A 12,959-nucleotide genomic window follows, 5' to 3' on the forward strand; every position below is an offset into this window, starting at 1 on the left:
GGGAAGTGGGTGCGGCGGCAGCTTGACATCCATCCTATGAAAACCAGAGTGATACTCGGCGTCGCCGGGGCGCTGTGCGCGGCCGCGCACGCGCATGCGCAACAACCGGCGGAGAACCCGCCACAGGAAACCCAGAACACGGTCCGCGTGCTTGGCCACTACGACAACGGCGTCGGCACTTCCGACGCCGCCAGCGAAGGCAGCGTGACGGCGGCATTGATTGCCAGCCGCCCGGCGTTGCGGCCGGGCGAAGTGCTCGAATTCGTGCCCGGCGTGATCGTCACCCAGCACAGCGGCGACGGCAAGGCCAACCAGTACTTCCTGCGCGGCTTCAACCTCGACCACGGTACCGACTTCGCCACCTTCGTCGACGGCATGCCGGTCAACATGCGCACCCATGCGCATGGCCAGGGCTATACCGACCTGAATTTCCTGATCCCCGAACTGGTCAAGAACATCCACTACCGCAAGGGCCCTTACTACGCCGACGAAGGCGATTTCGCCTCGGTCGGCTCCGCGCACCTGGGCCTGGCCGACAGGCTGGACGAAGGCGTCGCCGCCCTAACCGCGGGCGCCAACGCCTACCGCCGCGGCCTGGTCACGGGCTCCACCGGCGCCGGCAACGGCACCCTGCTGTATGCGCTGGAACTGGCGCACAACGACGGCCCATGGCAGACGCCGGAAGCTTTCCACAAATCGTCGGCCCTGCTGCGCTACAGCGCCGGCACCGCCGCCGAGCGTTTCAGCCTGACCGCGATGGGCTACAAGGGTGCCTGGCACGCCACCAGCCAGATTCCGCTGCGCGCGGTGCAGGACGGCAGCCTGGACCGGTTCGCCGCGGTCGATCCCAGCGACGGCGGCAGCACGGCACGCTACAGCCTGTCTGGCGAATGGCGCCGCCGCGGCCTTGACACGCTGACCGAAGCGCATGTCTACGCGGTGCGCTCCGACCTGGCGCTGTACAACGACTTCACCTACTACCTCGACGACCCGGTGAACGGCGACCAGTTCCTGCAGACCGAACGGCGCAAGATGGGCGGCTTCGATCTGTCGCACACCTGGTTCGGCCGGCTCGGCGAGCGCGCCATGAACAACGCCGTCGGCATCCAGGGCCGCTTCGACCGCATCGCCCCGCTCGGCCTGTACGCCACCGCCCGCCAGCGCGTGCTGGACACCATCGCCGAATCGCAGGTGTCGGAGGCCAGCGCCGCGCTGTGGTTCCAGAACACCGTGCAATGGACGCCGTGGCTGCGTTCCATCGCCGGCGTGCGCTACGACCGCTACCGCTTCAAGGTCGGCAGCTCGATCGCCGAGAATGCCGGCAGCGCGGACGACCACATCGCCTCGCCCAAGCTGTCGTTCGTGCTCGGCCCATGGGACAAGACCGAATTCTTCGCCAACTACGGCGAAGGCTTTCACAGCAACGATGCGCGCGGCACCACGGCCCGGCTGTCGCCGCGCGCGCGCGAGCCGGTCGAGCCGGTCACGCCGCTGGTGAAGACCCGCGGCGCCGAGATCGGCCTGCGCAGCGAGATCGTCGCGGGCCTGCAAACCTCGATCGCGCTGTGGGGCCTGCGCTCCGGCTCCGAACTGGTGTTCTCGGGCGACGCCGGCGACACCGCGCCGAGCCGCGCCAGCAAGCGCGCCGGCATCGAGTGGAACAATCACTACGTGGCCAGCCGCTGGCTGCTGCTGGATCTCGACCTGGCGGCATCGACCGCCCGCTACACCGGCTTCGACCCGGCCGGCGACCACGTCCCGGGGGCGGTCGAGCGGGTCGCCTCGTTCGGCGCCACCGTCAACGACCTCGGCCCCTGGTCGGGCGCCTTCCAGCTGCGCTATTTCGGGCCACGGCCGCTGGTGGAAGACAACAGCGTGCGCTCGGCCACCACGGCGATCGCCTACCTGCGCGCCGGCTACCGCCTGGACCGCCGCTGGCGGCTGACGGCCGACGTGTTCAACCTGTTCGACCGCAGGGCCAGCGACGTCGACTATTACTACACCTCGCGCCTGCCGGGCGAGCCGGCCGAGGGCGTCGACGACATCCACACCCACCCGGTGGAGCGGCGCACGCTGCGGCTGACGCTGCGCGCAGCGTTCTGATCCGCTTAAAAAAGCGGCAAAGGGTGACAATAAGCGGGCAATAAGCGGTAATCAAGCAGGGAGCGCTTCGGCGCTCCCGTCATTTATAATGGCCGTTTCGCTATATTTACCCTTTACCCCCGACCGCCAATCATGGAATTAGCAAAGTCTTTCGAGCCAGCCGATATCGAACAATTCTGGCGCACCGAATGGGAACAGCGCGGCTACTTCGCCGCCACCATGGACGCCGGCAAGCCGTCGTTCAGCATCCAGCTGCCGCCGCCGAACGTGACGGGCACCCTGCACATGGGCCACGCCTTCAACCAGACCGTCATGGATGGCCTGACCCGCTACTACCGCATGCGTGGCTTTAACACCGCCTGGATCCCGGGCACCGACCACGCCGGCATCGCGACCCAGATCGTGGTCGAGCGCCAGCTGGACGCCCAGAAGATCTCGCGCCATGACCTCGGCCGCGAGGAATTTGTCAAAAAAGTCTGGGAGTGGAAGGAAAAGTCGGGCAGCACCATCACCGGCCAGATGCGCCGCCTGGGCGCTTCCGCCGACTGGAACCGCGAATACTTCACGATGGACGAGCCGCGCTCGAAAACCGTGGCCGAAGTCTTCGTGCGCCTGTACGAGCAGGGCCTGATCTACCGCGGCAAGCGCCTGGTCAACTGGGACCCGGTGCTGGGCACCGCCGTCTCCGACCTGGAAGTCGACTCGCAGGAAGAAGACGGCTCGATGTGGTACATCCAGTACCCGCTGGCGGACGGCAGCGGCCACCTGACGGTCGCCACCACCCGTCCGGAAACCATGCTGGGCGACGTCGCCGTCGCGGTCGACCCGACCGACGAGCGCTACACCGCCCTGGTCGGCAAGATGCTGAAGCTGCCGCTGGTTGGCCGCGAGATCCCGATCATCGCCGACGAGTATGTGGACAAGGCCTTCGGCACCGGCTGCGTGAAGATCACGCCGGCGCACGACTTCAACGACTACGCGGTCGGCCAGCGCCACAAGCTGCCGATGCTGTCGATCATGACGCTGGAAGCGAAGATCGTCGACGACGCGCCCGAAGCCTACCGCGGCCTGGACCGCTTTGCCGCGCGCAGGAAGATCGTCGCCGACCTCGAAGAGCAAGGCCTGCTGGAACAGGTCAAGCCGCACAAGCTGATGGTGCCGCGCGGCGACCGCACCGGCGTCGTCATCGAGCCGATGCTGACCGACCAGTGGTTCGTCGCGATGAGCAAGCCGGCGCCGGAAGGCACCTTCAATCCGGGCAAGTCGATCACCGAAGTCGCCCTCGAAAAAGTGGCGAATGGCGAGATCAAGTTCGTGCCCGAGAACTGGTCCACCACCTACAACCAGTGGCTGGGCAACATCCAGGATTGGTGCATCTCGCGCCAGCTGTGGTGGGGCCACCGCATCCCGGCCTGGTATGCCGAGGACGGCCAGATCGTCGTTGCCCGCAACGAAGAAGAAGCGCAGGCCAAGGCCCAAGCCGCCGGCATCACCGGCGCGCTGCGCCGTGACGACGACGTGCTCGATACCTGGTTCTCGTCGGCGCTGGTGCCCTTCTCGACCATGGGCTGGCCCGAAGAGACCCCGGACATGAAGATGTTCCTGCCGTCGTCGGTGCTGGTGACCGGCTTCGACATCATCTTCTTCTGGGTCGCGCGCATGGTCATGATGACCGCGCACTTCACCGGCAAGGTACCGTTCGAGACCGTGTACGTGCACGGCCTGGTGCGCGACTCGTCGGGCCAGAAGATGTCGAAATCGAAGGGCAATACGCTCGATCCGATCGACCTGATCGACGGCATCGACGTCGAGTCGCTGGTGACCAAGCGCACATCCGGCCTAATGGACCCGCGCGCTCTTGATAAGATCGCGAAAGCCACGAGGAAGGAGTTCCCGGACGGAATTCCGGCCTTCGGCACCGACGCCGTGCGCTTCACGATGGCCAGCTACGCCTCGCTGGGCCGCAACATCAACTTCGACCTCGGCCGCGCCGAAGGCTACCGCAACTTCTGCAACAAGCTGTGGAACGCCACCCGCTTCGTGCTGATGAACACCGAAGGAAAAGACTGCGGCAAGCCGGACCCGGCAGACCTGTCGCAGGCCGACCGCTGGATCATCTCGCTGATGAACCGCGTCGAACTCGAAGTAGCGAAAGGTTTCGAGGACTACCGCTTCGACAACATCGCCAACGCGATCTACAAGTTCGTGTGGGACGAGTACTGCGACTGGTACCTGGAACTGGCCAAGGTCCAGGTCCAGCAAGGCACCGAGGCGCAGCAGCGCGCCACCCGCCACACCCTGCTGCGCGTGCTGGAAGTGATCCTGCGCCTGGCGCACCCGATCATCCCGTTCGTGACCGAGCAGCTGTGGCATGCAGTCGCGCCGCTGGCCGGCAAGACGGGCGACACCATCATGCTGCAGCCCTACCCGGTCGCCGACCAAGCGATGATCGACGAAGGCGCCGAAGCCTGGATGGACCAGTTCAAGAAGCTGACCGACGCCACCCGCAACCTGCGCGGCGAAATGAAGCTGTCGCCGTCGGTGCGCGTGCCGCTGATCGTGGAACCGGGTTCCGAAGCCGACCGCATCGCGGCGCAGGGTTTCGCACCCTACGTCCAGCTGCTGGGCAAGCTGTCGGAAGTGCAGATCGTCGACGCCCTGCCGGAATCGCCGGCAGCCGTGTCGATCGTCGGCACCACCAAGCTGATGCTGAAGGTCGAGATCGACGTCGCCGCCGAGCGCGAGCGCCTGTCCAAGGAAATCGCGCGCGTCGAAGGCGAGATCGCCAAGGCCAACGGCAAGCTGTCGAGCGAAAGCTTCGTCGCCCGTGCCCCTGCCGCCGTGGTGGCCCAGGAGCGCGAACGCGTGGCCAACTTCAGCGCCACGCTGGACAAGATGCGCGAGCAGCTGGCAAAGCTGCCGCCGGCCTGAGCGGCCATCGCCCACGGTCGTATCTCGTAATTCCCGCGGGGCCTGGTTCCAGGCCCCGCCACTGGCCCGTATGCCCTGAACACGGCGGCATACGGGCCATTCTTTTTGGTGCTTGCTCTCCTGATCTTGTTTTAGACCTACAATAAATCACACAGCGGTTCTTCATTTCGCTGTGCGAAACATGTAGCGCACAACAACGATCATGGAGACTCGAATGAAAAAGCAGCCCCGCACGTTCATCCCCTGCATCCTCCCCTTGTTCGCCGCCTTGGCCCTCAGCGCCTGCGGCAGCGACGACGACACCGTGACACAGGTAACGCCGCCACCGCCGGTGCAGGTACAGCCGGAGCCGGCACGGCCGCAGGATGCGCGCGTCTACACCGTGAACGAAGCCAACCTCCCCCTCGCCGCCCTGAGCGGCGCGCCTGACGCCGACCGCTGGTGGGGCGTGCTGAACAACGCCGGCTACCAGATCGAGGTGCCGAAAAACTGGAACGGCATGCTCGTCATGTATGCCCACGGCTACGCCGGTACCGGGGCGGCGCTGTCGGTATCGCCGCCGGCCATCCGCCGCCACCTGCTGGAACAGGGCTATGCCTGGGCCGCGTCGAGCTACAGCCGCAATTACTACGACGTGCGCGCCGGCGTCGAGGACACCAACGCGCTGGCGCTGGCCTTCCGCGACATCGCCGGCAAGAACGGCCGCATGCTGGCGGCGCCGAGCAAGACCTACATCATCGGCATATCGATGGGCGGCCACGTCACGGCGGCCGCCGTGGACGAGGAAAACATCGCCACCGCCAACAACAAGATCCGCTACAACGGCGCCGTCCCGATGTGCGGCGTGCTGGGCGACACCGAGCTGTACGACTACTTCGCCGCCTACCAGACCGCGGCGATGCAGGAAGCCGGCATGCCGGCCACCAGCTGGCCGGCGCAGGACTGGACCACGGTCGGCCCGCAGGTGCAGGCGAAAATGTTCTCCAGCTTCCCGGGCGGCAGCACGCCGACCGCGCCGGCGGTACCGACCGAACAGGGCCTGCGCCTGAAGCAGATCGTCGCCAACCTCAGCGGCGGCCCGCGTCCGCTGTTCGATTACGCCTACGCCAGCCCGCTGCAGGCGACCGTGTGGAGCACCTTCGGCCGCGACGGCAAGATGCTGGGCATCCTGAACGAGGACGTCGTCACCACCAAGGACATCGTGTTCCAGCTCGACGCCGACCCGGCCATGAGCGCCGCGGAACAGGCCTACAACGCGGCGATCTACCGCGTCCAGGCCACCCCGGACGCCAACCGCCTGCGCCGCGACGGCCTGCGCTGGGTGCCCAAGACCAACGCCCAGATCAAGGTGCCGGTGGTGACGATCCACACCCTGGGCGACCTGTACGTGCCGTTCAAGATGGAGCAGATCTACAAGCGCCGCGCCGACGCGCTCGGCACCTCAAGCATGCTGGTACAGCGCGCGATCCGCGGCATCAGCCACTGCGACTTCACCATCGCCGAGCAGGCGGCCGCCTTCGACGCGATGATCAAGTGGGAACAGCAGGGCGTGAAGCCGGCTGGCGACGACGTGCTGACACCCTCGGTGGTGGCCGATCCGCAGTACGGCTGCAAGTTCACCGACAACACCCGCTCCCAGGACGACAGCGCCGCCGTGATCGCGACCCGGGGCACGCTGCCGCAATGCACGCGCTGACGCGGCAGGCGCCAGGAAAGCCTGTACCGCGCACAGGGCGGTGGCTATTCAGGCTAGTCCGACCGGGCGCGTCGTGCACTGCTGGTTGCGCGCTGCGGCAGCAGGAGGCGGCTTACAGCCAGCCCGCGTTGCGCGCCAGCCGGTAAGCCTCGACCCGGTTCCCGGCGTTCAGCTTGCTGATCGCCTCCGACAGGTAGTTGCGCACGGTGCCCTCCGACAGGTGCACCAGCTTCGCGATCTCGGCGCTGGTCTTGCCTTCGCCCGCAAGGCGCAGCACCTGGCGCTCGCGCTCCGATAGCGGGTCCGGGCCCGCACTCCAGCTTTCCAGCGCCAGCTCGGGCGCGATCGCCCTGCCGCCGCCGTGGACCTGGCGGATGGCTGCCGCCAGCGTGTCGGCCGGCGCATCCTTGAGCAGGTAGCCGCATACCCCGCACTCGAGCGCGCGCCGCAGGTAGCCGCTGCGGGCAAAGGTGGTCACGATCACGACCTTGCACGGCAGGCCGAGCTCGCGCAGCTGCGCCGCCAGTTCGAGGCCGGTCATCTGCGGCATCTCGACGTCGGTCAGCACGATGTCCGGCCGCCGCTCACGGCATAACGCCAGCGCATCCTTGCCGTTGCCGGCGGTGCCGACCACCTCCAGGTCGTCTTCCAGCCCGAGCAGCGCGGCGAGCGCACCCAGCACCAGGGCCTGGTCTTCGGCGATGACGATGCGGATCATGGTGCGTCTCCCGCCGGTACGCGCAGCTCGAGGCGCAGGCCGGCGTCGACGCTGAGCAGCAGCTTGCCGCCCAGGGCGGCCGCGCGTTCGCGCATGCCGGCCAGGCCATTGCCGACGCGGATCTCCGCGCCTGACTCGAGGGTCACGCCATCGTCGGCCACGCGCAGCACCGCGCTGCCCTGCTCCAGCGCGAGGCCCAGCGTGCAGCGGCTGGCGCCGGCGTGGCGCACGACGTTGGTGACGGCTTCGCGCAGCGCCAGCGCCAGCACGTGTTCCGCCGCCGGCGCCAGCGCGAACTGGGCCACCTCCTCGCGCAATTCGACGTTGGCGGTGGCCAGGCTGGCGCGCGCGCCGGCCAGTGCGCCGGACAGGCCGCTGTGGCGGTAACCGGTGACGGCGGCGCGCACCTCGGCCAGCGCCTGGCGCGCGCTGGTTTCGATGTCGCCGATCTCGCGCCTGCAGGCCTCCGCATCGCGCCCGGCGAGCTTGCCGGCCAGTTCGGCCTTCAGCGCGATCAGCGACAGCGAATGGCCCAGCAGGTCGTGCAGGTCGCGCGAAATGCGTTCGCGTTCGGCGATCCGCGCCATGTGCTCGACTTCTTCCTGCTTGCGATGCAGCTGGCGTCGCGACACCCGTAGTCCCTGCTCCATGATCGAGGCGATGCCGACCGGCAGGCCGATGGTCCAGGGCGCGATCAGGAAGGGCAGGCCGAACGGCGACACCGTGAAGGCGGCCACGGTGACCAGTCCCAGGACCAGCGCCAGCAGCCGGTAGGCACTGCGCGCCGGCGCCAGGCGTCCGCACATGCCGGCGGCGAAGATGAAGAAGGTGCCGGCACCCGAATTCCAGGGCGCCCACAGGAAACCGACGCTGCATGCCAGTAGTGCGCAGGCGACGACGCCGTGGTCCCTGGCCCAGAAGCTGGCCAGGTAGAGCGGCACGAACAGCGCCACGGTCAACAACAGCATGGCCAGTTCCAGCGCGCCGGGCGGCTTGAAAAAATACTGCCACACCATGAATACCAGCGATGCGGCCCACAGGTAGGGCATCTTGCCCAGTTCGGGCGGGACCCAGGGACCATCCGAGATGCGCCGCATGATGCTGACAAGTCGTTCCATCGATTGTGCCTGTGGTGAGGATCAGCGGTCGAGCAAGCGCACGTCGGCGATCTCGAACCGGTAGTCGCCGGGTTGTGGCCCGGCATTAAATCCTATCATGGTCACCGCCGCCGGATCGACCCCGGCAAAGGCGCTGAACGGAATCGCCACCTCTTCCCATTGCGTGCCGGCGGTGAAGTTGACGGTGCGCGGGATGCGCATGCCGCGCGACGCCATCGTCAGCTGATAGGTCTTGCCGTCTCCCCTCACGCGGAAGCGAATCGCGCGGACGGCGCCGAGGTCGGCCTCGCCTATGGCGCCGGGCGCCGCCGCGCCCGGCAGGAAGGCCAGGCCGGCCCACGGATAGAAGAAGCCGGCCTTCACGCTGGCCTCGACCGTCACCACGGCCTGTCCTTCGCTTGCCTGCGTGGCCAGCTTCACGCGCGAGGCGCCCCCTGCCACGCTGTCATCCGACGGCATCCAGCCAACGCCAAAAGGACTGGCCAGCCTGCCGTCCTTGATCAGGCTGATGCGCCCGTCGGGCGGCAGCGCCGGCGCCGGCGAGGTGCGGGGTACCGCTTCCTGCGCCACCTGGCGACGCTGCTGCTGGCGCAGCGCTTCGACGCTGGCGCCATCCTTCCACACCTCGACGATGCGACGGGTAGCGCCGATGTCCTGCAGCGGATTGCCCTGTACCAGTACCAGGTCGGCCTTGTAACCGGCCGCAATGCGCCCGCGCTTGCCCAACTTGAACACGGCGGCCGGCACGCTGGTCGCTGCGGCCAGCGCTTCGGCGGGGCTGAGACCGGCGTCGACCAGGCTGGCCAGCTCGTGGTGCAGGCTGGCCCCGTACTGGGTACCGGGATTACCGGCGTCGGTGCCCGCCAAAAGCGGGACGCCGGCCTCGCGCAATGCCGCCGTCACGATCCTGGGCGCCGTCAGGCGCGCCGGCGCCGGGGTCTGGCCATAACCGACTTCGAGCGTGGTGCGCTCATCCTTGTCGAGCAGGCCGGTCACGCCGGGGTCGTCCAGCAGATCGCGCGGCTTGATGCCGGCCACGCTTTCCAGCACCGAGAAAGTCGGGATCACGAAGGCGCCATGCGATTTCGCCAGCCGTACCAGCCCGTCCACGTCTTGCGGCGCAATCGCGGTGCCCGGGAACAGGTGGGCCAGGCCGTCCGCACCGGCTTCCAGCGCGGCGCGCGCGTTCTGCAAGGTGCTGATGTGCACGACCGCCATCTTGCCGCGTTTGTGGGCCGCGTCGATCACGGCTTTTACGGTGGCCAGGTCAAGGCTCTTGAAATGGTGCTCGCCGAAGCCCTCCTCCATCACGACCTTGATGAAATGCGAGCCTTCGGCAATGCGGGCGTCGACGAAAGCCTGGACGTCGGCGCCCTTCTCCAGCGTCGGGATCGGCAGCGTGAATTCGGTACCGTGGCCGCCCGGCGCGGTGATCAGGGTGCCGGCCGAGAACAGGTCGGCCCGGCTGCCGTTGCGGCCGGCCGCCATGTCCCTGGTCACTGCCTGCATCACCGACACGCCTGTGAACATGTCGACCTGCGTGGTCACGCCGAACATCAAGGGCAGGTCGAGATGCTGGAAGGCGTGTACATGGGCGTCGATCAGGCCCGGCAACAGCGTGCGCCCGGCACCGGACACCACGCGCGCACCGGCCGGTACCTCGCCGGCATAATCGGCATCGACGATGGCGCCGTCGCGCACCAGCACCGAACGGTGTTCGCGCGCGACGGCGCCGTCGAACACGCGCACGTCGCGGATCAGGGTGGTGCCCGCATGGGCGGCGCTCGCACAGGCCAGGCCGGCGGCCAGAAGCAGGGTGGTCAGGATGGTCGGTTTCATGGAACCCTCATGTCGTTATCGATGGAAGGAGTATCCGCAAACCCGGCCCACGGCGGCAGACACGACTGCCATGACTTTCGTATGACAAATGTCACTTCTAGGCAACACATGACCGCACGGTCGAGCAGTTTGCTACACTGGCCAGATAACTCAACCGGAGACTGCCATGCGCCCCCTGCTCACCCTGTCCCTGCTTGCCGCCATCGCCGCTACCCCCCTCGCCATGGCGCAGGACGGCTCGCCGGTCGGTTTGTGGAAGACCATCGACGATGCCTCCGGCAAGCCGACCGCCCTGATCCGCATCACCGAGCAGCAGGGCGAACTGCAGGGCAAGATCGAAAAACTGTTCCGCGCACCGAACGAAGACCAGAACCCGAAATGCGTGCAATGCACGGACGGGCGCAAGGACCAGCCGATCGTCGGCATGACCATCGTTACCGGCCTGAAGAAGACCGGCGACGAATACACCGGCGGCGAGATCCTCGATCCGAAGAACGGCAAGGTCTACAAGAGCAAGCTGACCGTGCGCGAGGGCGGCAAGAAGGTCGAGGTGCGCGGCTTCATCGGCATGCCGATGTTCGGCCGTTCGCAGGTGTGGCTGCGCCAGGAATAAGCTCAGCGGCACACGCGCCCAAGCATGCATCCACGACCATTGTCCATTGTCTGCGCGGGCCTGCTGGTGCTGCTGGCCGGCTGCTCGGCGCGGCATGGCGCCGAGCAGGGCAACGCGCAAGTCGCGCAACAGGCGGCCGGACCGGCACGCCAGCTCGCCTATGAGCACGAGGTCGACATCGATACCGCGCCGGACCGGGTGGCAAGCACCCAGGCCGCCGGCTTGCGCGCCTGCCGCGACGCCACCGCCGCCGCATGCACCCTGCTCGCGTCGAGCATCGAGGGCGAGCCCAACGCCGCGGCCACGCTGAAATTCCGCGCCCGGCCGGACGTCATTCCGAAGCTGGTGGCGGCGATGGGCCAACACGCCGAGCTGGTCCGCCAGTCCACACGCGCCGAAGACCTGTCGGCCCCGATCGCGGACGCGGCCCGCCAGCTGGCCATGCTGGACGACTACCGCACCCGCCTCGAAGCCCTGCGCAGCCGGGCAGGCAACGATATCGAGGCGCTGATCAAGGTGAACCACGAGCTGGCCGAGGTGCAGGCCAACTATGAAGCCGCCGCCGGCAAGCGCGCCCTGCTCGCCCAGCGCGTCGAGACCGAGATTCTCGACGTCTCGATCCGCTCGGCGCGGCACCGCTCGTTCTGGGCGCCGATCGGGCGCGCGCTGCGGGAGTTCGGTGGGCACCTGGCGGAGGGGATCTCGACGGCAATCACGGGGCTGGCTTACTTGATTCCGTGGCTGTTGCTGATGTCGGTGCTGGGCTGGGGCGGGCGCCGGTTGTGGCGCCGGCGCCGGGGTGCAAAAATTTCTGCTGGCTAGGTCTGGCCGGCATCCCATTGCCAGAAGGTTTGGCCATATTCGGTATCGAAGGTCGGTGCGAGCTCGTCCTTGGCAAGGTAGCGGCGCGAGCCCGGTCGAGACGGCGAGAAGTAGAATCCCGGCTCTACACATTTTTCTCCACCAGTGATGCGTGGGCTCACCTTCACGGTCTCCGAAGTCTCGAGATCGGCCAAGCTGTCGAATTCGCCTTCAATGCGTTCAAGCAGGTACCACTCCGAATCATGCTTAGTGAATGCTCTTCTGGCGACGGCTGACGGCGCAAGATTGGGATGCGGGCCGTCTTTCCAGATGACGTCTTCATGGAAGAGTTTGGCGTAAGGAGGTGATGTCGTGAACTTGAACATCTTTTCGTCGCTGAACCACAGATCCTGGCGGCCGACTGCGGCGAAGGCGTCCAGGCCCAATTCGTTAAACGTGGTCGCCTGGCGCAACTCGCGTCCGTGTTTGCCGCACCATGCGAACTGCAGGGCGGCATGAGGATCGTCTTTCGCTATATAGATACCGGTTTGTTTAGGGATGACGCCCGTCGGGTAAGCAATATCGGTGCGAATGCGGAACCTGGGGATCCGGTCAAAGCGGGAAGCAAATGCAGGATAATGACACGCAAAATAAAAGTCGTTCCACGCCTTCGACATCCGGTCAGCCATCGTGTAATTGATGGGCGATGCCCAATCGCTGATTTTCTGCCTTTCTTCATCGAAGGCGTCTTCCTCGTCCGGCGTCATCCATCCCAGGGAAAACTGATCCATGCCGCGAAAAGATTCGTTGACCGGCGCCATGGCATATTTTCCAAGCGGCCGTTCGGCTATTTGTTTGGCAAGCAAATCCTGCAGGCCCTTCAAGTAAGGCCATCCATTGTTGGACCAATTTTGTGAGGTATCGCGCGTTCCCCAGCGCTCGTCAACCAGCACGGCATCTCGACCCTGCGATTTCGCCTGGTCCAGAACTGGATCAATGTTCCCGTCGATTAAACGGGTCACAAGCGTATGCAAGCTGATCAGGTATTCCAGCGACGAGAAATAGGTGAGCATTGCTGCCTGCTTTTGTTGCCAAGGGCTGAGTGCAAGCTTGCTGTTGAGGCCATCAGAATCCATGTGA

At 66.5% G+C, this 12,959-nt stretch carries 9 protein-coding genes; 5 read left to right on the forward strand and 4 right to left on the reverse strand.

The annotated features are described in order from the left end of the window. Positions 1 to 36 precede the first annotated feature (36 nt). From U1H99_RS18390 to U1H99_RS18400, 3 genes are all read left to right on the forward strand, one after another. Positions 37 to 2,103: a TonB-dependent receptor gene (locus tag U1H99_RS18390; RefSeq protein WP_323143156.1), complete on the forward strand. Its 2,067-nt coding sequence runs from the start codon at positions 37 to 39 to the stop codon at positions 2,101 to 2,103. 132 nt (positions 2,104 to 2,235) lie between these two features. Then, entirely contained in the window at positions 2,236 to 5,034 is a 2,799-nt protein-coding gene (locus U1H99_RS18395) for a valine--tRNA ligase (protein ID WP_323143157.1), read from the forward strand. Between the two features lie 214 nt (positions 5,035 to 5,248). Next, the gene (locus U1H99_RS18400) at positions 5,249 to 6,730 is read left to right on the forward strand and encodes an alpha/beta hydrolase family protein (protein WP_323143158.1); all 1,482 of its coding nucleotides are present in this window, start codon (positions 5,249 to 5,251) and stop codon (positions 6,728 to 6,730) included. Between the two features lie 112 nt (positions 6,731 to 6,842). Here the strand turns inward: U1H99_RS18400 and U1H99_RS18405 are convergent, their stop codons facing one another. From U1H99_RS18405 to U1H99_RS18415, 3 genes are read right to left on the reverse strand one after another with little or no spacing between them, the layout of a single operon-like run. Then, positions 6,843 to 7,448 (reverse strand): response regulator transcription factor, encoded by a 606-nt coding sequence (locus U1H99_RS18405; RefSeq protein ID WP_323143159.1) that lies wholly within the window; start codon positions 7,446 to 7,448, stop codon positions 6,843 to 6,845. Then, positions 7,445 to 8,566: a sensor histidine kinase gene (locus tag U1H99_RS18410; protein ID WP_323143160.1), complete on the reverse strand. Its 1,122-nt coding sequence runs from the start codon at positions 8,564 to 8,566 to the stop codon at positions 7,445 to 7,447. Before U1H99_RS18410 ends, U1H99_RS18405 begins: the two co-directional genes overlap by 4 nt. Before the next feature lie 21 nt (positions 8,567 to 8,587). Continuing rightward, entirely contained in the window at positions 8,588 to 10,405 is a 1,818-nt protein-coding gene (locus U1H99_RS18415; protein WP_323143161.1) for a CIA30 family protein, read from the reverse strand. Between the two features lie 166 nt (positions 10,406 to 10,571). On the opposite strand from U1H99_RS18415, the gene U1H99_RS18420 reads away from it, so the two are divergent. Next, complete coding sequence (locus tag U1H99_RS18420) at positions 10,572 to 11,018, forward strand: DUF2147 domain-containing protein (protein ID WP_323143162.1); 447 nt, start codon at positions 10,572 to 10,574, stop codon at positions 11,016 to 11,018. 24 nt (positions 11,019 to 11,042) lie between these two features. Continuing rightward, positions 11,043 to 11,840: a DUF4349 domain-containing protein gene (locus U1H99_RS18425; RefSeq protein WP_323143163.1), complete on the forward strand. Its 798-nt coding sequence runs from the start codon at positions 11,043 to 11,045 to the stop codon at positions 11,838 to 11,840. Here U1H99_RS18425 and U1H99_RS18430 read toward each other — a convergent pair. Continuing rightward, positions 11,837 to 12,955 (reverse strand): hypothetical protein, encoded by a 1,119-nt coding sequence (locus tag U1H99_RS18430; protein ID WP_323143164.1) that lies wholly within the window; start codon positions 12,953 to 12,955, stop codon positions 11,837 to 11,839. The genes U1H99_RS18425 and U1H99_RS18430 overlap by 4 nt on opposite strands. Positions 12,956 to 12,959: the final 4 nt, after the last annotated feature.

Source organism: Massilia phyllosphaerae, assembly GCF_034659755.1.
Taxonomy (GTDB): domain Bacteria; phylum Pseudomonadota; class Gammaproteobacteria; order Burkholderiales; family Burkholderiaceae_D; genus Telluria; species Telluria phyllosphaerae.